This window comes from Pediococcus pentosaceus, from assembly GCF_001437285.1.
GTDB classification, from domain to species: Bacteria; Bacillota; Bacilli; order Lactobacillales; family Lactobacillaceae; genus Pediococcus; species Pediococcus pentosaceus.
Genome location: NZ_JQBF01000005.1, coordinates 17,252 through 39,005, shown reverse-complemented (window position 1 = coordinate 39,005; position 21,754 = coordinate 17,252). Strand labels below are relative to the sequence as shown.

The following is a 21,754-nucleotide window of genomic DNA, read 5'->3' as shown; positions in this document are numbered from 1 at the left end:
TAAAAAGTATTACTATAAAATGTTTAAGGTGTGTACTTTTAAACTAATAAGGAAAAGATGGGTGAATTTAGAATGGCGCTAATCTGTAAAAATAATAATAGAATAAAAAACGATTCTTGAAACGCTTTAAAAGTTATTAAAACGCCGATAATAGACATTCGAAAGCAACCTAATTATTTTACTTTTGCCTAGGAATGGGATAGAATGAATAATCATACATACGGAAGTTAAAAGAAAAATTAGTCGAGGTGATCAACAATTCTAAAGAAAACAAAACAATTTTTGAGAAGCAATAATCTACAATATAGTAAGAAATATATCCGGCCGATGATGACGCCAGGAAGTGTTTATGTTTTTAAATTTGGCAAAGACGAACTTAATAATCGAGCAATTATTAATTACACCCATACGTGGACGGGTCGAATTAAAATTACTGAGATTGATTTACGTCTGCATGAACAAAAGCATCCTCGTATCTTTCGTCGAGAAAGTGATTTATTAGCTTATTTAAAGAAACATCTAACGGAAACTGATGGAGTTACTAACATAACACGCCGTAAAAAACATCATTCCAAAAAAATAAAAAAGTAGATTGACTATTGACGCCATTAAGTTTTATGTGTAGTATAGTCAATTAAAGAAAAGAAACCTTAATTTGGTCCTGTGAGGCCAAAAGGCTCAATTTGTTCGGTAGAACCTCGCACTTAACGGGGAATCATAGAATTTACTGAAGCCTCTTGGATCACATCGATCTAAGAGGCTTTTTCTATGAAAGGAAGTACGTGGTTATGGCAAAGAAAGAAGAATATCACAATCCTGAGGCAATTTTGGATATCCATGATAAAGTAAAGTTTCCTCAGTTGGTAGGCCTATCTATTCAACATATGTTTGCAATGTTTGGTTCGACCGTTTTAGTTCCAATCTTAGTGGGTTTAAACCCAGGAATCGCTCTTTTTAGTTCAGGGGTGGGAACGTTGTTATATATCTTGATAACCAGAGCTAAAATACCAGCTTACATGGGTTCTAGTTTTACATTTATCGTTCCAATGCTGGCGTTAATGAAAACAACTGGCTATCAAGGCATTGCCCAAGGAACTATCTCAGTTGGGGTAGTGTATCTGATTGTGGCTTTGTTGATTAGTTGGATGGGTTCGGATTGGTTGGATAAGATATTACCACCGATTGTTGTTGGTCCAATTATTATGGTGATTGGTTTATCATTAGCAGGAACTGCTGCTACAGATGCAACTATGCGAACCGTTGGCAGTCAAAGCGTGTATGATATCAAATACTTCATTATCGCACTGGCAACACTGTTAATCACCATTGTATTTAATATGTATCTCAAAGGCTTTATTAGTTTAATTCCTATTTTGTTAGGTTTAATTGCTGGTTACCTTATCGCGCTTGTCATGGGAGTGGTCGATTTATCTACTGTTCAACAAGCTAAATGGTTAGTTGCTCCAAATTTTGAAATTCCATTTGTAAATTATCAGATGCACTTCAACATCGGGGCCGTATTAAGTATGATGCCACTGGCATTCGTAACGATGACAGAGCATACTGGCCACATCATGGTTTTGAATACTTTAACCCATCGTAATTTCTTTAAGGATCCAGGACTACACTGCACACTTTCAGGTGATGGTGTGGCATCGATTGTAGCTGGTTTTATTGGGGGACCTCCCGTAACTAGTTATGGTGAGAATATTGGAGTACTTGCAGTTACAAAAGTTCACAGTGTCTATGTTTTGATGGGTGCAGCGGTGAGTGCAATCATCTTTAGTTTCGTTGGAAAGTTAAGCGCATTGATTCAAAGTATTCCTAATCCAGTAATTGGTGGAATTAGTTTTCTACTATTTGGAACGATTGCTGCTAATGGTCTACGGATTTTAATTGATAATAAAATCGACTTTAATCAGAAACGTAATCTAATGATTGCTGCATCAATTTTAGTAATCGGTATTGGTAATGCTAGTTTTAATATTGGTAATCTAAGTTTCTCAGGATTAGCAGTGGCAACCGTTTTAGGAGTCATTCTTAACCTAGTCCTTCCTAAACAAGCTTTAAGTGAAAAATAATTTACTTTTCGTATATTTAAGCAAAATGGTATCATAGTATCTAAACACGAGATATTATAGGAGCTGATTTTGTTTGAAATGGACTGAAGTAAACGTCAAAACAACAAACGAGGCCGTCGAAGCTGTTAGCAGCATTTTCGATGGCCTCAATGCTGTTGGAGTGAAAATTGAAAATGCACTAGATTTTGAGAATTATCGAGCTAGTAATCCTGCAGAATTAATGGAATTAAAAGATATTCCACATATTACTGAAGGTGCAATCGTATCAGCATACTATCCAGACGATACAACAAATATTGACGTAATTTTAAGTCAATTACGTACTAAGGTGAATGCATTAGTTGACTTTGGACTTGATATTGGAGAAGCCAGCATTACGACGGTTGAAGTGCAGGATGACAACTGGGCTACAGCATGGAAGAAGTATTATCATCCAGTCCGTATTACCCGTTATTTAACGGTAAAACCAAGTTGGAGTGATTACCAAGCAAGTTTCAGCGATGAAAAGGTAATTAGCTTAGATCCAGGAATGGCTTTTGGCACGGGAACTCATCCCACAACTCGTCTTTGTCTCCAAGCTTTAGAAATGACGATGCGTGGCGGCGAGACACTTTATGATGTCGGAACTGGTTCAGGAGTTTTAAGTATTGCTGCTAAACACTTAGGAGCAAGTGATGTAGAAGCTTTTGATGTCGATGATATTGCAGTCGCAGCCGCTCAAGAAAACTTCGATTTAAATCCAATTGCTAAGGATATTAAAGTTAGTGCTAATGATTTATTGAAAGGGATTAATCGCCCTGTAGATACAATTGTTGCTAATATTTTATCCGATATTTTAGTACCATTGATTCCGCAAGCTAAGCAATTGCTTAATTCCAATGGATATTTCATATTATCAGGGATTATTGATGATAAACTAGAGTTAGTGATAGATACATTGATAGCCAATGATTTTAAAATTGAAGAAGTTCTACATTACGGTGAGTGGCGTGGCGTGATTGCTACTAATCGGAAAGATGATTAAGGAGAAACTATGCAAAGGTATTTTGTAAAACAGCCCCTTAAGATCCAAACTGAACTTCAACTTTCGAAAGAAGATTCTCATCATCTGATTCGAGTAATGCGTACTGATATTGGTCGAGATGTGGAAGTTGTAGATCTAGATGGTAAAGTTTTCATTGCGGAAGTTTTGAAGAGTGGATCAATTGCAACTTTAAGAACTAAAGAAGATATTACTAAGTCAGTTGAACTACCAGTTGATATTACGATTGCGTGTGGAATTTCTAAGGGTGACAAAAACGAACAAATTATTAAACGCGGAACTGAAATGGGAGCTAAGCACTTTATATTTTTTGAATCGCGTTACTCGGTAGCTCGTTGGTCAGAACCTAAAGTGGAGAAAAAATTAAAAAGACTACGTGAAATTGCCAAAGGTGCGTCTGAGCAATCACATCGCCAGCTTATTCCTACGGTGGCATTTATTAAAGCGCCTGCACTATTTGAAACAACCATTGAGCATCGAATGGTAGCTTATGAAGAATCGGCTAAACAAGATGAACATGCTAATTTTAAATCGCTTCTATTGCAACTAAAGGCTGGAGACCAGCTTTTAGCCGTCTTCGGTCCTGAAGGTGGATTTGCAGAAGAAGAAATTCAAGAATTTACTGAGCATCAATTTGTTTTAGCAGGTTTAGGGCCAAGAATTTTAAGAGCGGAAACAGCTCCGATGTATTTATTATCAGCTGTATCTTATCAATTCGAGCTTAAGTAATAAGGAGAAAGACAATGAAAAAAATTAATAAATGGGGACTTTCTATTCATTGGCGATACATACTTTTCGCTTTCTTAATTGGAATTGTCCTTCCAATAATTTTAAAACTTTGCCATACGCCATCGGTGATGATTGTTTTATGGCTATTAATTGTATTTAATGTTTTGGCAAGTTACACGTTTGGAAATCTAATAAAATCAAATGGATTACATTTCATTTTTCTGTTTGTTTTTCCTATTTTATATTTAATAGGGGCCTTTATTATTTTGCCTCATTATTCATATTATTTTACCATCGTATATTTATGCGTAGAATTACTGTCGTATAACCTTTCTAACGGCTGAATATTGCAATTTATTATCAATAAACGTATACTTAATTCAATAAAAGCGAAGCACGTAGTCATTTGATTCCGTGCTTTTATTGTATTTTGAGGTTGGTGGTGATATTAATGTCTAAAGAACCAGTGTTAACGGCAAATGAAGTAATTAAAATGTGCCAGGAGTACATGAACGAAGAACATGCAGCATTTGTTCAAAAAGCCTGTGATTTTGCGTCATATGTCCATAAGGAACAATATCGTCAATCGGGCGAACCATATATTATGCATCCGATTCAAGTTGCAGGGATTTTAGCCAATCTAAAAATGGATCCTGAAACGGTTGCAGCTGGATTTTTACATGACACAGTCGAAGATACACTGATTACCTTAGGTGATATCGAAGAACTTTTTGGTAAAGATGTGGCAGTAATTGTCGATGGTGTTTCTAAAATCAGTAAAATCAAATATAAATCAAATCAAGAACAGTTAGCTGAAAATCATCGGAAGTTGCTTTTAGCTATGTCACAAGATATCCGAGTTATTATTGTTAAGCTGGCGGATCGCTTGCATAATATGCGAACTCTACAACACTTACGCCCTGATAAACAACGACGAATATCGAATGAAACGTTGGAAATTTACGCACCACTAGCCGAACGCTTAGGAATTAGCACAATTAAATGGGAACTTGAAGATATTTCACTGCGGTATCTAAATCCTCAACAATATTATCGAATTGTTCATTTAATGAATTCAAGGCGAAATCAACGTGAAGAATACATTAATTCCGCGATTTCAGAACTAAAATCAGCGGTCGAAGATTTACAATTAAAGCATACTGAAATTTATGGAAGACCAAAACACATCTATTCCATCTACCGTAAGATGGTCGATCAACACAAGCAATTTAGTCAAATTTATGACTTACTAGCAATTCGAGTAATTACGGTGTCAGTTCGTGATTGTTACGCTGTGTTAGGTGCTATCCATGCTAAATGGAAACCAATCCCAGGTCGTTTTAAAGATTATATTGCAATGCCTAAGGCTAATATGTACCAATCTTTGCATACGACGGTGGTAGGTCCAGAAGGGCGACCATTGGAGATCCAAATTCGTACTCAAGCGATGCATCGTGTTGCCGAGTATGGGGTTGCTGCTCATTGGGCTTATAAAGAAGGCATTAAAGATGAGTTGGCTCAAAATACAACAGATGCGAAGTTAAACTGGTTTAAAGAAATTGTCGAACTTCAGGATGAAAGTAATGATGCAGCCGATTTTATGGAAGGTGTTAAAGGGGATCTGTTTGGTGATCGCGTTTATGCATTTACGCCTAAGGGGGATGTGTATGAGTTACCAAAGGGAGCTGGTCCACTAGACCTGGCTTATATCATCCATACTGAAGTTGGTAATCATGCTACCGGAGCTAAAGTTAATGGCAAAATCGTTCCTTTAGATTACACCATTAAAAATGGTGATATTGTTGAAATTTTAACTTCCAAAAATTCTGCTGGGCCGAGTCGTGACTGGATTAATCTAGTTTCTACTCGACGTGGACGGAATAAGATTAAACAATTTTTCCGCCAAGTTGATCACGAAGAAAATGTTGAAAAAGGACGGGACATCCTTGCTAAGCAATTGGAACAAACAGGGTACGATGTTTCTGATTTGATGGACGATGAACATTTAAAAGATGTTGCTAACCAAATGAACTTCTCCCAAATTAATGATTTGTTTGCTGCAGTTGGATTCGGTGATTTAGCTCCGGCGGGAATTGCTAATCGGTTAACCAAGGATTTACGTAAGCAAGCAGAAGAAGATCGCCAACGAGAAGAACAAAAACAATTGTTAGAAAGTCATCAAACAATCTCTAATGAAAGTAATGACGATCGTAAGAAAAAGAAATCTTCTTCTGAAGGCATTGTAATTGAGGGTGCGGATAATTTATTAGTTCGCTTAAGCCACTGTTGTAGTCCAGTTCCTGGGGATGAAATCGTGGGATATATTACTAAGGGACGAGGAGTTTCCGTTCATCGGGTCGAATGTCCCAACGTCCGTCAAGCTGAAGAAAATGGTGAACGCATTATTGAAGTTAGTTGGGAAAATCCTAATGATGAATCAGGAAATTACTCTGCTGACTTGGAAGTAGAAGGCTACAACCGTAATGGCATGTTAAATGATGTTTTGAAATCAGTTAATAACTCTACTAGAAATCTTTCATCAGTGAATGGAAAATTAGATCATAATCGGATGGTAGTAATTAGTATGACTATCGGAGTGCGAAATTTATTACATTTACAACGAGTTATGGAAAGCTTAAAAAATGTTAAGGACGTTTATGTGGTTAAACGTCCAACCCATTAGGAGTAATGTATGAGAGTTGTAATTCAGAGAGTATCAAAAGCAAGCGTTACAATTGAAGAGAATGTAGTTGGAAAGGTCGGGCCGGGATTCATGCTATTAGTGGCTTTCAACGATGAAGATACGGACGCTGATCTCAACTTTGCAGTACGCAAAATTGTTAATATGCGTATTTTTGAAGACGAGCAAGCTAAGATGAATCTGTCTATTAACGATGTAAAAGGAGCGATTCTTTCTGTTTCTCAATTCACCTTATTTGCTTCCACTAAAAAGGGAAATCGGCCGAGCTTTACTAAATCGGGTAACCCAGAGTTGGCTAGTAAACTGTATGATCAGTTCAATGCTAAGTTACGTGCTACAGGAATTGAAGTACAAACTGGTCAATTTGGGGCGGATATGCAGGTGGAATTGGTTAACAATGGACCGGTTACGATTGTTTTAGATACACAAAATAAAGAATGATTGAAAGAGCTTAAATTAGAAGTCTTAGACTATTGTTGGCGTAGAGCAAACATAGTTTAGCTCCTAAGATAAGCTCTTTTTTAAGGAGAAAATTATGGATATTTTTTATGATTTTGACGGAACGTTATTTGACACATACCCAGCGATGGTAGCTGCTTTGGTACAAACAGCCGTTGATTACCAGGTTAAGATTGACCGAAATCAAGCCTATCAGCAAATGCGTCAAGGATCCTTGGGGGATGCGATTAAAGTTTTAGCTCGTGTAGCTAAGGTTGAAAGTACTACAATTGAACATCATTTTCGAGCAATTGAAAACGAGGAATTAAAAAATAGTCAACCATTTGAAGGTGTAAAGGCAACGCTAGAGTCGGTAGTAAACCATGGTGGTAAAAATTATTTGCTAACTCATCGAAATCAGGCGGCAATTACTTTACTAGAAAAATTTGAAATGAAAACTTGGTTTGAAGACTTTGTTACTGGAGACATGACTTTCCCAAGAAAACCCAATCCAGCTTCATTAAATTATCTAATTGAGCGAAATCAAGTAAACAAAAAAACAGCATATATGATTGGCGATCGAAACTTAGATATCGACGCTGCACATAATGCTGATATAAAGGGAATTTTATTTGATCATGACCAAATTATTAATGTAACCAGCCACCCAGAATTAATAACCAATAATTTTAAAGATATTCAGACTTATCTAGATAAAAAATTGATTAATCCTTGATGAACAGCTTTGGCGACCTTTTTTGGATAAGAAGCACTAGACAATTTTTTGAAATCAGAGTCGGTGTTGATGTATCCACCCTCAATTAAAATTGCTGGACGTTTGTTATCACGTAAGACCTGATAATTAGCGAATTTAACGCCTCGGTTGTAAAGAGGAACATCATTAATCAATTGTTTATTAATGGCTTTGCCTAATTCAATCGAACCGTTATCGTGATAATAGTAGGTAGTGTCTCCAGTTCCGGCATTATTTTCACCAGAAGAATCAAAATGGATACTGATAAAGGCATCCGCATGATTTCGGTTAGCAATTTGGGGACGTTCAGCTAATTCGATAAAACTATCATTATCACGGGTCATAATTACTTTAGCTCCACTGTGATCTAATTTACTTTGAATGGCCTTAGATACACGTAGGGTATATTTCTTTTCTTCATGGGATTGATCGATTCCTAAAGCACCTGAATCAACCCCACCATGTCCGGCATCAATGACAATAATTGATTCTGCTAAAGGAGTTTCTTTCTGACCTTTAGGAAAAGAACGGTTGGTAATCCAATCGGGAATCCAGCCCATTTTAGTGTCATCATAACGAATATGATACCAGTGGTTAGATTTGGAAAGTACGCTTACCGTTTGATATTGATTGAGGGTTCCAATTTTTTTTGACGTTCGGCTATTAGAACTTCGGATTGCAACTTGATCCAAACCTACGTATACGGTTTTAGAATTAAAAAGTGGTAGAATCAAAAAAATTGCTACAGCTCCAAACGCAATTGATAGACCAATTTGAACAAGGTTTCTTTTAATAAAGTTAAAAATAATTTCTTTATTCATGCTAATCTCACTTAATTTATTATTATTAGTATCCATTATAGCAAATTTTTAAGGGTACTTACTTGAAGAATTCGCCTTGACTAATATGGTTTTTTCTAGTACTTTTATAACTAAAGTTAATATAAATCGATGAAAAGGACTATTAAATATTGACGACATGGCTAAGAGAGCTCGGTTGCTGAAAAAGAGTGCATGCGTCATATTGAAGACACCTTGGAGATTTGGTCGGCACCCATTATATATGCCGTAGAGTACAAATCTAAGGTGGTACCGCGTCAAGACGCCCTTGTTAAATCAAGGGCGTTTTTTATTTTCTTTGAAAAATATTTGAGGTGAATATAAATGAAGTATCAAAAACCAAAAGGAACAGCAGACATATTACCGCCATTTTCAAAAGAATGGCAATTTGTTGAACAGAATGCTCGCGAAACATTTGCACTTTATAACTACGAAGAAATCCGTACACCAATTTTTGAAAAGTTTGAAGTCTTTTCAAGAAGTGCTGGGGATACATCTGATATTGTTACCAAAGAAATGTATGATTTTGATGATAAAGGTGGACGCCACATTGCGTTACGTCCAGAAGGAACAGCCGGAGTGGTTCGGGCATTTGTTGAAAATAAGTTATATGGACCAGAACACCAGAAACCGGTAAAAGTTTACTACATGGGACCAATGTTCCGTTATGAACGTCCACAATCTGGCCGACTACGTGAATTTCACCAAATCGGGGTAGAAGCATTCGGTAGTGATAGCCCTAAAATTGACGTTGAAACAATCATGATGGGGATGGATTTTCTTAAAAAGTTGAAGGTTTCGGGACTAAAATTAGTTATCAATACGCTAGGTGATAAAGAGAGTCGTGATCGTTACCGCCAAGCATTGATTGATTATTTGGAACCTCATTTTGAAGAATTGAGTGATGATTCTAAAGCTCGTCTCCATAAAAATCCTTTACGTGTTCTAGATAGCAAAGATAAAAACGATCAAAAGATTGTTGAAAATGCTCCGGAGATTTTAGACTTCTTAACTGAAGATGCTCAAAAGCACTTTACAAGTGTTAAAGAAGAACTTGATACATTAGGAGTAGACTACGTTGTGGATTCATCCATGGTTCGTGGGTTGGACTATTATAACCATACTATTTTTGAAATTATGATTGCAGATTCTCCTTTAGGAAAGGGAGATGTTACTATCTGTGCTGGAGGTCGTTATAATGGTTTGGTTGAAGAATTAGGAGGACCTGAAGTTTCTGGAGTTGGTTTTGGACTAGGAGTTGAACGTCTGCTCTTATTATTAAATGCTGAAACACAAACCACTCTTCAAAGTAAACAACTTGATTTTTATGTTGTTGGAATTGGCGATCTTGTTCAAAATGATGTTCTTAAGGTTGTCCATGAACTCCGTCAAATGAATTTTGTAACTGAACAAGATTATCTTGATCGTAAACCGAAAGCTCAATTTAAATCAGCGGATAAGCTGAACGCTAAGTATGTGGTTACCATTGGCGAATCTGAAATGAATGATCGAGTCTTTAAATTAAAGGACATGCATTCTGGAGAAGAACGTACCGTAGCATTAAGCGAAATTAATACATTAAAAGATCTTTTAAAATAAGCGAGGAAGACTAATGAAAAGAACAACATACGCTGGTTTAGTAAATGAACAGTATACTGGCCAAACAGTAACTTTAAAAGGATGGGTTCAAAAACGTCGTGATTTGGGACAACTAATTTTTATTGACCTTCGCGATCGTGAAGGGATCGTTCAATTAGTATTTAGTTCAGAATTTTCGGCTGATGCATTGAAAATTGCTGATCAATTAAGAAATGAATATGTCCTTGAAGTAACTGGGATTGTCAAACAACGTAAGGAAAAAGACGTTAATCCTAAAATGAAGACGGGACAAATTGAAGTGGAAGTTCAACAAGCTAAGATTTTGAACTCAGCTAAGACACCTCCATTTGATATTGAGGATGGAGTAAGTGCCTCTGATGAATTGAAGATGAAATATCGTTATTTGGATCTTCGTCGTCCAGAAATGCTTAAAGGTCTTAAAATCCGTAATCGAATTACGCAAGCTGTTCATAGTTATCTTGATGAACAGGGTTTCTTAGATATTGAAACACCTGACTTAACAAAGTCGACCCCCGAAGGAGCTCGTGATTATTTAGTACCTTCTCGGGTTTACCCAGGACATTTCTATGCCTTACCTCAATCACCACAGTTGTTTAAGCAACTTTTAATGGGAGCTGGAATTGACCGCTACTACCAATTAGCACGTTGTTTCCGAGATGAAGATTTACGTGGAGATCGTCAACCTGAATTTACGCAAATCGATTTAGAAACTAGTTTTTTAACTGCTGAAGAAATTCAAGATATTACGGAAGGCTTAATTGCTCGCGTAATGAAGGATACTTTGGATATTGATGTTAAATTACCATTTGATCGAATTTCTTGGAAAGAATCGATGGACCGCTTCGGTACAGATCAACCTGATGTTCGTTTTGGGATGGAATTAAAAGATATTAGTTCAATTGTGGCTGACTCAGAATTTAAAGTTTTCAGTGGGGCAGTTGCTAACGGCGGAGTAGTTAAGGCGATTGCTGTTCCTGATGGAGCTAACAACTTATCTAGAAAAGACATTGATAAACTGGGTAAATACGTAGAACGCTTTGGTGCTAAGGGATTAGCTTGGTTGAAGATTACAGATGATGGTTTCAGTGGTCCAGTTGCTAAGTTCTTTAATGCAGAAACTGAAAAACAAATTATGGAACAAACAGGGGCTCGAGTAGGAGACTTACTATTGTTTGCTGCGGATCGTGCCAAGGTTGTTGGTGATACATTGGGTTATCTCCGTGTTGAACTTGCTAAACGTTTTGATATGATCGATGAGGATCAATTTGCTTTCCTTTGGGTAGTAGATTGGCCGTTATTTGATTATGATGAAGGTGACCAACGCTGGGTTGCTGCTCATCATCCATTTACAATGCCAAATGAAGAAGATATTCATTATCTAGATGAAGGCGAAGACCCTCATCAAGCCCATGCTCAAAGTTATGACATCATTTTAAATGGACTTGAATTAGGCGGTGGTTCAATTCGTATTAACACACGTGAACTTCAAGAAAAGATGCTGAAAGCACTTGGCTTCAGTCTAGAAAGTGCCAATGAACAATTCGGTTACTTACTAACAGCGCTCGATTATGGTTTCCCACCACATGGCGGTTTAGCAATTGGTTTAGATCGTTTTGCTAGATTATTAGCTAAACGTGATAATATTCGTGATGTTATTGCATTCCCTAAGAATTCTAAGGCATCAGAACCAATGACAGAAGCTCCAACAATGGTTTCAGAAGAACAATTAGCTGAATTATCATTAGATGTTGATGTTCGTAAACCAGAAGACTAATAAGAAACTAGAAAAAAGAGGATGGTTAAATCCTCTTTTTTTATTGGATTATATATAAAAAATTATTAAATGAGTATCAGTCTTCATTTCAAGTGACTGAAAATGTTATATTAAACTAGAGTTAAATAAACTAAGAAAGTGATTGATATATATAATGGATCATCAAATCAAAAAAATTGCAAAACGTCACCAATACGTGGCTAGAATTTCAACATCGTTTATCTATGCGATCTTGGTTTCGATCGCGATGAACTTTTTTTGGACGCCGGGCCATATTTATGCTTCAGGTATTACCGGTGCAGCTCAGGTAGTATCAACGGTTCTAAAAAGATTTTTGTCAATGGACGTTTCAGTTGCCATTTTACTTTTCGCTCTAAATGTACCGTTGTTCATCTTAGCTTGGATTGCGATTAGTCCACGTTTTACCGTTTTTACGGTTATTTCCGTTGGTTTAGCCAGTGTGATGATTAAATTTTTACATCCAATGACTTTGACAACAGACCCTATAATTTGTGCAATTTTTGGTGGTGCAGTCAATGGTTATGGGACAGGTTTAGCACTCAAAAGTGGTATATCGACCGGTGGTTTAGACATTTTAGGAATTACAATTTTGCGTAAAACAGGGCATAGTATTGGAAGTATCAACATTGCCTTTAACATTTTGATCGTTGTAGCTGCTGGGTTTCTATATGGCTGGCCATACGCTTTTTATTCAACAATTGGATTAATTGTTAACGCTAAAGTAATGGATATGACATATACACGACAGCAACGGATGCAAGTGATGATTATTACGGACCGTCCTAAGAGTGTGATCGATAGTATCCAAAATAATATGCGGCGCGGTATTACAATCGTCCATGGGGCGGAAGGAGCTTATAATCATAAGGATAAAACCGTCCTTTTCACCATTGTATCGCGTTATGAAATGCCGGAATTGGAAGCGGCGATGGAGGTCTCTGATCCCCATGCCTTTGTAAGTATCACCGATACGATTAAAATATTAGGACATTTTTACGAGCCTACTTTGTAAGGAGTTTATTTTGAAAAAAATATATTTATTACTAGTTAGATTAGCTCGTTTGGCGTTTGGCGCCAAGAAGGCACAGTACCAAGTAGCCTATTTTATGAGCTTTGCTGGTAACGAAACTTTTATTAGAGAGTTAGTAAAACAGTTTGGTTCAGACGAAGTTTTAATCGTCTATAAAACAAACGTCAAAGAAAATGTTTTACAGTTGCAACAGGGGCACATCATAAAACATGCCATCGAGTTTAAAAAGTTTCAAGTTACGAGCTTTGTTAAAGGCATCAAGTTGGCCCGAGTGACACTTTTTGACAATTATTATCCAGAATTAAGTGCTATCAATAAAACCAAAAAAGATTATTTCATTCAAATGTGGCATGCTAACGGAGCTATTAAAGCTTTTGGTTGGGAAGATCCGAGTACATATCATCGTTCGGTGGAAGATCAACAACGTTTTCAGCGAGTTTATGATAGTTTTGACCAAATTGTAGTTGGTTCTGAAAAAATGGCTGATGTTTTTCAGCGAAGTTGGCATGTAGCTTCCAACAAAATTGATCGAATTGGATATCCACGAACCGATAAATATTTTGAAGAAAGTTGGATAGAAAAAGCACGAAAAAAAATTCAAACAAAACTTCCAGAATTAACCCAAAAAAGAGTGATTTTGTACGCACCAACTTATCGCAAAGATGTTTCATTTAGCCTTCCAGATGACTGGCGCAAAATTAAGGTACCTCAGGATGCAGTATTGATAGTACGTTTACATCCCCACCTAGCTAATGTGGAACGTCAAATTGTTGATGCATCTCCTGATCGAGTGATAATGGTGGACCATTTTATTTCAACTCAGGAGTTACTCTGTGTTGCTGATACTCTGATTACTGATTATTCGTCTATAGCTTTTGATTTTAGCCTATTAGATAATGCGCGTTCTGTAATTTTCTTCACTTATGACTTAGAAGAGTTTGAACGAACGGTAGGAATTCAGGCTAGCTTTAAGGCAGCCTTTCTAAACCAAATGGTAAATACTGTGGAACAACTTAATGACGCAATTTTGTTTGGCAATTCAGATAAGAATGTGATTCATAAATTAAATCAACAATGGAATACATTGAATGATGGTCATTCTAGTGCCCGATTAATTAAGCAAGTTAAAGAGAGATGTACAGATGAGTAATTTAAAAAAACAACTAAAAATTATCATTCGCTACGTATTGATTGTTATCAACGATATTTTAACTTTATTACCCATTAAAAAAGGAGTAGTTTTATTTGAAAGTTTTAATGGTAAGGGATTAACCGATAACCCTAAGGCAATTTACGATCAGCTTTTGGAGATGGATAATCAAACTGCTAAACTACTTTATTGGGGAATTAAAGGTCAATTTTATGATGAAATTGTACAACAATATCCGAATGCTCAAATCTTAAAAAGATGGTCATTAAAATGGATTTGGATTTCAGCAAGAGCAAATTATTGGATTTTTAATTCAAGAATGCCCACTTGGTGGAAAAAAAATCGGAATACTAAATACGTTCAAACATGGCATGGTACACCTTTAAAACATTTAGCGATAGACATGGATCAGGTGAAATTACCCGGAAGCACGCGAGAAAAGTACCTAAAAGAATTTGTTAGTGAAGCTAAACGATGGGACTACCTAGTAGCTGCAAACCAATATTCAGAGGATATTTTCAAACGAGCTTTTCGATTCAAAAACCAATTTCTAGAAACGGGTTATCCGCGTAATGATATATTAGTTCAAAAAAATCAACCAACTGAGATTAGGGCACTAAAGCAAAAAATCATTGGCAATGGAGAAAAAAGAGTCGTGACATATGCGCCAACATGGCGAGAAGACGATTTTATCAGTGTTGGACATTATCATTTTAGATGGCATTTTAGTCTAAAAAAAATGATGGGATTACTTCCTGAAGATGTGATGTTATTAATTCGACCACATTACCTTGTAACAGATCGAATTGATATTAAGGGATTTGAAGATCGCGTAGTTATTGATTCAACAACTGATATGAATGAAATTTATCTGATTACAGATTTAATGGTGACGGATTATTCATCTGTAATGTTTGATTTTGCTATTTTAAAACGACCAATGTTATTTTTTGCGTATGACCTGGAATATTACCGAGATGATTTGAGAGGGTTTTATTTTGATTATTATACTGAGCTACCAGGTCCCATTGTTACCGATGAAACACATTTATTAGCTGAAATTGATCAACTTCTTCAAAATAATTTTGCGGAGCTTGATCCAGAGCGCTTTAACAAATTTGCCAAGCGTTTTGTAAGTTGGGAAAGAGGGACAGCTGCTCAACAAGTCATAGAAAAAATTAACTATCGGAGGGATGAAAAATGATTATTGGTTCACACGTCAGTATGAGTGGAAAGAAAATGTTTTTAGGCTCCGTTGAAACGAGTATTGAAAATGGGGCAAATGCTTTGATGATTTATACAGGAGCTCCCCAAAATACACGCCGCAAAGCAATTGAAGATTTACGTATTCCTGAAGGACGCGCCTTACTTACAGAACATGATTTTAAAGACGTCGTGGTTCATGCCCCATACATTGTTAATTTAGGAAATACTTTTAAACCCGAAAGTTTCAAATTCGCCGTGGAATTCTTAAAAGAAGAGGTTAAACGGGCTGATGCTTTAGGGGCTAGCCAGTTAGTCTTACATCCAGGAGCGCATGTAGGAGCAGGTCCCGACGCTGCGATTGCGTCAATTACTGAGGGATTAAATCAAATTATTACACCAGAGCAAAATGTGAAGATTGCGTTAGAAACCATGGCGGGAAAAGGAACTGAAGTTGCAACTAACTTTGAACAAATTCAGCAAATTATTACTGGAGTAGAGCACAACGAAAAATTATCCGTATGTTTTGATACATGTCATACGAATGATGCGGGATATGATGTTAAAAACCATTTCGATGATGTAATGGATGAATTCGACCAAATTATTGGTTTGCAGAAAATTGGCGTAATTCATTTAAATGATTCTAAAAATGAAATGGGCAGTCACAAAGACCGCCATGAAAATCTTGGATTTGGAACCATTGGCTTTGAGGCGCTACATTATATTGCTAATTTTGATAAATTTCAAAACGTTCCTAAAATTTTAGAGACACCATGGGTAAAAGATCCAGATGCTAAAAAGCATTCTCCATATCAACTAGAGCTTGCAATGCTTAAGAGTGGTAAATTTTATGATACATTGATTGAAAAAATCATCAATAATTAAAAAATGTCATAGGGCAATGATAACGAGATATTTATCTCGGTGCCTTATGACATTTTTTGGTTTTATACGAGACTTTCCATAATAATTGTGGCGGTCTCCTCGATAGATTTATTAGCAGTATTAATTACTAAACAACCAATTTTTTTAAAGAGTTCGTCTGCAGATTGAAGTTCCTTATTGATACTATCCATATTAGAATAGGACGATTCTGGATTTAAACCGTAAGCAATCATGCGCTGCCGACGAATATTATTTAAAACTTCTTTAGTGGTAGTTAGTCCAAAAATCTTATTAGAGTCTACCTGCCAAATTTCATCTGGAATTTGAGTTTGAGGTACCAGAGGCAAATTAGCGACCTTGTAGCCCTTGTTAGCAAGGTAGAGTGAAAGAGGTGTCTTAGAGGTTCGAGACACCCCTAAGAGGACAATATCAGCTTTTAAGAAGCCAGCAGGGTCTTTTCCATCATCATAGGTAACCGCAAACTCCATTGCCGAAATCTTATCGAAGTATTTTGCATTTAGTGAGTGGGTGCGTCCAGGTTTATTTTCAGGGGCGAGATTAGTTTTTTCAGCAAATAAATTCACTGCTGGAGTCAATACGTCCAAATATTTTAAAGTGTTTTGGTTACAAAAATCGGCAGCATATTGATTCAATTCCGGATTTACAAAGGTGGAAAAAACCATTGCATCTTCACGGACGGCTTTATTCAAAATACTATCTAGTAAAGAGATTGTATGAATAAACGGATGACGAGCAAAATTAAATTCCACATCTAGAAATTGAGCGGCTGCTGCATGAGCGACTTGATCACCCGTATCACCGACAGAATCTGAAAGAATGTAAATATTAATTGATTTTTTTTGTTTTTCCATATTGTTTAACTCCTCAGTCTTTTGGTATGATATTAACATAGTTGCTTTAAGTTAGAAAACGTTTTCTGATAAATAAATAATTATCGCCACAGTTATTTATTTTATGTTGACGGTCATAACTTATTCAGTTATAATATTTAAGAAACATGAGTACTTAGTACGAATTGTTATTTCGAAGCTCGGAGGGAGGGAATCACATTGTCAAAAACAGTTGTTCGCAAAAACGAGTCACTTGATGACGCTCTTCGTCGCTTTAAACGTACGGTGTCAAAGTCCGGTACTCTACAAGAATATCGTAAACGTGAATTTTACGAAAAACCTAGCGTAAAACGCAAGTTGAAATCGGAAGCTGCTAGAAAACGTAAGAACAAGAAGCGTTTCTAATCCGATCATTGCTCCTGAATTTCAGGAGCTTTTTTTGTATACTTAAAAGGGAGATTTAAACATGAATTTTACTGAACAACTTAATAATGATTTAAAAACAGCTATGAAAGCGCATGATAAACTTAGTTTAAGCGTGATTAGAATGATTAAATCTGAAATTTTAAATGAACAAGGACGAGTTGGCCACGAATTGAATGATGAAGACTTTGCTGCGGTTATCAATCGTGCTTACAAGCAGCGCAAAGAGTCTATCAATGAGTTTCAAAAGGGTGGACGTGATGACCTTGTTCAAGAAACTGAAGCAGAATTAAAAGTTGTTGAAAAGTATATGCCAGAACAATTATCTGACGAAGAACTCCAAACGATTATCAGTGATGTGATTGCTGAAACGGGTGCTACTTCTAAAGCTGATTTTGGTAAAGTAATGTCTAAATTAATGCCAAAAGTTAAGGGAAAAGCAGACGGTTCTAAAGTCAATGAAATCGTAAAAAATACCTTAAGTTAGGGGACGTTTACGTGACCGAAGAAGTATTTGAAAAAAATCTAATATTATCTGATCCAAATTTAGAAGTTTCACTATTGGGAAATCAGGAACGTTTCATCCCGGTGCTTGAAGAAGGGATGAATGTAAAAGTATTACCATTTGGTGAACGAATCACAATTAAAGGTTCCAAAAAAGCAGTCGAACAAACTTACGAAGTACTGAAGACTTTATTAAAAATTTTAAGGTCGGGTGTCCAATTAAACAGCGCTGATTTTGTAAGTGCAATGAAAATGGTTGAAAAGGGAACTTTGGATTATCTTCCAGATTTGTATTCTACAATTTTGATTAAAGATGCTAAAGGAAAACCAGTTCGAATCAAAAACTTTGGTCAAAGGCAGTACGTTCAATCCGTTAACGATAATGATGTGACCTTTGGTATTGGCCCTGCGGGTACTGGTAAAACATACTTAGCGGTGGTTATGGCCATTGCAGCCTTGAAGAAAGGTGAAGTAGAACGAATTATCTTAACACGTCCTGCGGTTGAAGCGGGTGAAAGTCTGGGATTTTTACCTGGGGATTTAAAAGAGAAGGTGGATCCTTACTTACGGCCAGTATATGATGCCTTGTATCAAATTATTGGTGCAGAGCATACCACACGCTTGTTAGATCGAGGAGTCATTGAGATTGCTCCATTGGCTTATATGCGTGGTCGGACGTTAGATAATGCTTTTGTAATTTTGGATGAAGCTCAAAATACCACTAATCAACAAATGAAAATGTTCCTGACCCGTTTAGGATTTGGTTCTAAAATGATTGTTAATGGGGATGTTACTCAAATTGATTTACCACGTGGTACGCGAAGTGGATTAAAAGAAGCACAATTGGTTTTACAAGGAATCAATAAAATTGAATTCGTTAACTTTACAGCTAACGACGTTATTCGTCATCCGGTAGTGGCTAAGATTGTACAAGCCTACGATGACAAAGAAGCGAAAGGATAAATCTGATGGATATTCAAACATTTGATCATACTAAGGAAGAAAATCCTAAAAATCTCGAATTAATTACCGATATTCTTGAATTTGCTGGAAATTATTTGCATTTAGATGAAGAAACGGAAATTTCAGTAACATTAATGCATAATGATGAAATACATCAAATTAATAAAGAGTATCGAAACGTTGATCGTCCAACTGATGTAATTAGCTTTGCAATCAACGATGCAGATGAGGATATTATTATGGATCCTGAAATGGCGGAGGAAATTCCGGCAAACATCGGAGATTTGATGATTTCAGTTGATAAAGTTGCTGAACAAGCTGAATTTTTAGGTCATTCTTATGAGCGTGAATTAGGCTTTTTATGTGTTCATGGTTTCCTTCATTTAAATGGATATGACCATATGGAAAAAGAAGACCAAGAAAAGATGTTCCCCCTTCAAAAAGAAATTATGAATGCCTATGGCCTCAAGCGATAAGCATCAAACGAAAAAAAATCGTTCAATCTTCCAATCTGTAGGCCACGCGGGCCATGGATTGAGGGAAGTGTTTAATACTGAACGTAATTTCCGTTATCACTTGATGATTATGGTTGTCATTATTATTGCGGGATTTATTTTTGCGTTGAATTTGTTGGAATGGATTATGATTTTAGGATGCATTGCAGCAGTTTTGGTTGCTGAGATTTTAAATTCAGCCATTGAACGATTAGCAGATTTAGCTGCTGACGGTAAATTCCACCCGTTAATTAAGCAAGCAAAAGATATTGCAGCTAGTGGTGTGCTTGTCACAGCGCTATTTGCGGCCATAACTGGGTTATTAATTTTTGGTAGTAAGTTATTCTAAATTAAAGAAACGGATATAAAATATGGAAGAAAACAATCAAGCATTTCACTCAGGATTTGTTGCTATTGTAGGGCGTCCTAATGTAGGAAAATCAACATTTTTAAACTACGTGATCGGGCAGAAAGTTGCTATTATGAGTAACGTTCCTCAAACAACTCGGAATAAAATCCAAGGCATCTATACGACTGATCGAGAACAAATTGTTTTTATTGATACGCCGGGTATCCATAAATCTCATAATAAATTGGGAGACTTTATGGTGCAATCAGCGATGTCTTCATTAAATGAAGTAGACGCAATTATGTTTATGGTTAACGCTGACGAACCTCGAGGAGCTGGTGATAATTACATTATCGAACGGCTAAAGAAAATTACCGATCGACCAGTCTATCTTGTGATCAATAAAATCGATTTAGTGCACCCGGACGAATTATTACCGATTGTTGATTCATATAAAGATGCTATGGATTGGACAGAAGTTTTCCCGATTTCGGCGCTTCAAGGTAATAATATTAACGAATTGGTGACAACTTTAAGTCAGCACATGCCTGAAGGACCTAAGTATTATCCTGATGATCAGGTTACTGATCATCCAGAACGCTTTGTTGTTTCAGAGTTAATTCGTGAAAAAGTACTTCAATTGACCCGTCAGGAAGTTCCACATTCAGTTGCGGTGGTAATTGAAACGATGAAATCTAATGATGAGGGATTGGTTAACATTCAAGCAACGATTATTGTTGACCGTTCTTCACAAAAGGGAATTGTAATTGGTAAAGGCGGAAAAATGCTTAAAGAAATTGGTAGCCGTGCCCGTTTAGATATTGAACACTTACTAGGTAGCCGTGTTTATCTTGAACTATGGGTTAAAGTTTCTGAAGGTTGGCGTGATAAACAAGGAATTTTGCAATCATTTGGTTACAAAAAGGATGAGTATTAAAAGTGAACACAGTCGCCAATGCTGATTTTAATGGCATTGTAATGTTTGAACGAAGCCATCGCGAAAATGATTTGTTAGTTAAGTTTCTAACTAAAGAGCATGGTAAGCGAATGTTTTTCATTAGAAATGCCAAAAAAGTAGATTTTAAGTTAAGATCAGCGATTTTACCATTTAGTCATGGTCAGTATACGGGGCTAATTCGTAGTAACGGTTTGTCGTATATTAATGCTGCACTAGATGTTCAGCAATTTGAAAATATTTTTCAAGATATCACGTTAAATGCTTACGCAACCTTTGTTCTTAATTTAGTTGATGCGGCTTTTGATGATAATGTCAAAATCACATCATGGTTTGAGCGGATTAATCGCGCATTAATTTTAATTGATGCTGGAAATGATGCTGAAATTATAACTGATTTAATCCAAATTCAATTATTAAATTCGTTTGGGATATCAATCACTTGGGATCACTGTGTGATTTGTGGGCGAACCGATTTGCCTCTAGACTATTCAGAAGCGTTCGGTGGAATGCTATGTCAAAGTCATTGGGAACGAGATGAGCATCGTTGGCATTTAAAACCTAAGAGTGCGCGAATAATCGGAATTTTAAGTGCGGTTAGTATTTTTAAGTTAGGACAAATCTCCATTTCAAAAGAGACCAAACAAGAAATTTGGAATTTAACAGCTGATATTTATAAAAATCAAGTTGGAATTAATTTGAAAAGTCGAAGCTTTATTGATCAAATGAAAAAATGGGAAATTTAAGTGATTTGACAATTAACTAAATTTCTTCTATCATCATTGTAGTTAATAGAGGACAGTGAAGAACGAAGTAGGCCTTATAAGTTTTCAAAGCGAGATCAGAATGGTGGGAGCTGATTAAAACAAGTCTACAGGGCATTTGGAGTCCGTGTAAAACTAAGTTGCCAGCGATTGCTGGAAGTAGGGTGGAACCGCGACTCTT

Annotated in this window: 22 protein-coding genes; 20 read left to right on the top strand and 2 right to left on the bottom strand. The window is 36.4% G+C overall.

What is annotated here, in order from left to right:
• Window positions 1-258 precede the first annotated feature (258 nt).
• The 7 genes from IV86_RS06325 (at window position 259) to IV86_RS06290 (ending at window position 7,727) form a co-directional block, all read left to right on the top strand.
• Window positions 259-591, top strand: coding sequence for a hypothetical protein (locus tag IV86_RS06325; protein WP_171030544.1), 333 nt, complete (start codon window positions 259-261; stop codon window positions 589-591).
• 197 nt (window positions 592-788) lie between these two features.
• Complete coding sequence (locus tag IV86_RS06320) at window positions 789-2,081, top strand: uracil-xanthine permease family protein (RefSeq protein WP_002833429.1); 1,293 nt, start codon at window positions 789-791, stop codon at window positions 2,079-2,081.
• A gap of 73 nt (window positions 2,082-2,154) precedes the next feature.
• Window positions 2,155-3,105, top strand: coding sequence for a 50S ribosomal protein L11 methyltransferase (gene prmA, locus IV86_RS06315; protein ID WP_002833428.1), 951 nt, complete (start codon window positions 2,155-2,157; stop codon window positions 3,103-3,105).
• 9 nt (window positions 3,106-3,114) lie between these two features.
• Window positions 3,115-3,852, top strand: a complete 738-nt coding sequence (locus IV86_RS06310; protein ID WP_002833427.1) for a 16S rRNA (uracil(1498)-N(3))-methyltransferase — start codon at window positions 3,115-3,117, stop codon at window positions 3,850-3,852.
• A 451-nt stretch (window positions 3,853-4,303) separates the two neighbouring features.
• On the top strand, window positions 4,304-6,535 hold the full coding sequence (locus tag IV86_RS06300) for a RelA/SpoT family protein (protein ID WP_056979443.1): 2,232 nt from the start codon (window positions 4,304-4,306) through the stop codon (window positions 6,533-6,535).
• 9 nt (window positions 6,536-6,544) lie between these two features.
• Window positions 6,545-6,994, top strand: coding sequence for a D-aminoacyl-tRNA deacylase (dtd, locus tag IV86_RS06295; RefSeq protein ID WP_056979442.1), 450 nt, complete (start codon window positions 6,545-6,547; stop codon window positions 6,992-6,994).
• A gap of 94 nt (window positions 6,995-7,088) precedes the next feature.
• Window positions 7,089-7,727 (top strand): HAD-IA family hydrolase, encoded by a 639-nt coding sequence (locus IV86_RS06290; protein WP_002833424.1) that lies wholly within the window; start codon window positions 7,089-7,091, stop codon window positions 7,725-7,727.
• On the opposite strand, the gene IV86_RS06285 is transcribed toward IV86_RS06290, so the two are convergent.
• Complete coding sequence (locus IV86_RS06285; protein ID WP_029258041.1) at window positions 7,697-8,566, bottom strand: N-acetylmuramoyl-L-alanine amidase family protein; 870 nt, start codon at window positions 8,564-8,566, stop codon at window positions 7,697-7,699. The genes IV86_RS06290 and IV86_RS06285 overlap by 31 nt on opposite strands.
• Before the next feature lie 342 nt (window positions 8,567-8,908).
• On the opposite strand from IV86_RS06285, the gene hisS reads away from it, so the two are divergent.
• From hisS to IV86_RS06255, 6 genes are all read left to right on the top strand, one after another.
• Window positions 8,909-10,183 (top strand): histidine--tRNA ligase, encoded by a 1,275-nt coding sequence (gene hisS / locus IV86_RS06280; protein ID WP_002833422.1) that lies wholly within the window; start codon window positions 8,909-8,911, stop codon window positions 10,181-10,183.
• Window positions 10,184-10,196: 13 nt separating this feature from the next.
• Window positions 10,197-11,978, top strand: coding sequence for an aspartate--tRNA ligase (gene aspS / locus IV86_RS06275; protein ID WP_002833421.1), 1,782 nt, complete (start codon window positions 10,197-10,199; stop codon window positions 11,976-11,978).
• Between the two features lie 154 nt (window positions 11,979-12,132).
• Window positions 12,133-13,011: a YitT family protein gene (locus IV86_RS06270; RefSeq protein ID WP_002833420.1), complete on the top strand. Its 879-nt coding sequence runs from the start codon at window positions 12,133-12,135 to the stop codon at window positions 13,009-13,011.
• 10 nt (window positions 13,012-13,021) lie between these two features.
• Window positions 13,022-14,179 (top strand): CDP-glycerol glycerophosphotransferase family protein, encoded by a 1,158-nt coding sequence (locus IV86_RS06265; RefSeq protein WP_002833419.1) that lies wholly within the window; start codon window positions 13,022-13,024, stop codon window positions 14,177-14,179.
• Window positions 14,172-15,383 (top strand): CDP-glycerol glycerophosphotransferase family protein, encoded by a 1,212-nt coding sequence (locus IV86_RS06260; RefSeq protein WP_002833417.1) that lies wholly within the window; start codon window positions 14,172-14,174, stop codon window positions 15,381-15,383. Before IV86_RS06265 ends, IV86_RS06260 begins: the two co-directional genes overlap by 8 nt.
• Window positions 15,380-16,270: a deoxyribonuclease IV gene (locus tag IV86_RS06255; RefSeq protein WP_002833416.1), complete on the top strand. Its 891-nt coding sequence runs from the start codon at window positions 15,380-15,382 to the stop codon at window positions 16,268-16,270. The genes IV86_RS06260 and IV86_RS06255 overlap by 4 nt, the downstream gene beginning before the upstream one ends.
• A 62-nt stretch (window positions 16,271-16,332) precedes the next feature.
• Here the strand turns inward: IV86_RS06255 and IV86_RS06250 are convergent, their stop codons facing one another.
• Window positions 16,333-17,142 carry a pyruvate, water dikinase regulatory protein gene (locus tag IV86_RS06250; RefSeq protein ID WP_002833415.1) on the bottom strand — a complete coding sequence of 270 codons (810 nt, stop codon included), beginning with the start codon at window positions 17,140-17,142 and terminating at the stop codon, window positions 16,333-16,335.
• A 198-nt stretch (window positions 17,143-17,340) separates the two neighbouring features.
• Between IV86_RS06250 and rpsU the strand changes: the two genes are divergently transcribed.
• From rpsU to recO, 7 genes are all read left to right on the top strand, one after another.
• Entirely contained in the window at window positions 17,341-17,526 is a 186-nt protein-coding gene (rpsU, locus tag IV86_RS06245; RefSeq protein WP_002830340.1) for a 30S ribosomal protein S21, read from the top strand.
• 61 nt (window positions 17,527-17,587) lie between these two features.
• Window positions 17,588-18,031, top strand: a complete 444-nt coding sequence (locus IV86_RS06240; RefSeq protein WP_002833414.1) for a GatB/YqeY domain-containing protein — start codon at window positions 17,588-17,590, stop codon at window positions 18,029-18,031.
• Window positions 18,032-18,042: 11 nt separating this feature from the next.
• The gene (locus IV86_RS06235; RefSeq protein ID WP_002833413.1) at window positions 18,043-19,011 is read left to right on the top strand and encodes a PhoH family protein; all 969 of its coding nucleotides are present in this window, start codon (window positions 18,043-18,045) and stop codon (window positions 19,009-19,011) included.
• A 5-nt stretch (window positions 19,012-19,016) separates the two neighbouring features.
• On the top strand, window positions 19,017-19,487 hold the full coding sequence (ybeY, locus tag IV86_RS06230; protein ID WP_002833412.1) for an rRNA maturation RNase YbeY: 471 nt from the start codon (window positions 19,017-19,019) through the stop codon (window positions 19,485-19,487).
• Window positions 19,465-19,854 (top strand): diacylglycerol kinase family protein, encoded by a 390-nt coding sequence (locus IV86_RS06225; protein ID WP_036673029.1) that lies wholly within the window; start codon window positions 19,465-19,467, stop codon window positions 19,852-19,854. Before ybeY ends, IV86_RS06225 begins: the two co-directional genes overlap by 23 nt.
• Before the next feature lie 22 nt (window positions 19,855-19,876).
• Window positions 19,877-20,791: a GTPase Era gene (era, locus tag IV86_RS06220; protein ID WP_002833410.1), complete on the top strand. Its 915-nt coding sequence runs from the start codon at window positions 19,877-19,879 to the stop codon at window positions 20,789-20,791.
• A 2-nt stretch (window positions 20,792-20,793) separates the two neighbouring features.
• The gene (gene recO, locus IV86_RS06215; RefSeq protein WP_002833409.1) at window positions 20,794-21,555 is read left to right on the top strand and encodes a DNA repair protein RecO; all 762 of its coding nucleotides are present in this window, start codon (window positions 20,794-20,796) and stop codon (window positions 21,553-21,555) included.
• Window positions 21,556-21,754 lie beyond the last annotated feature (199 nt).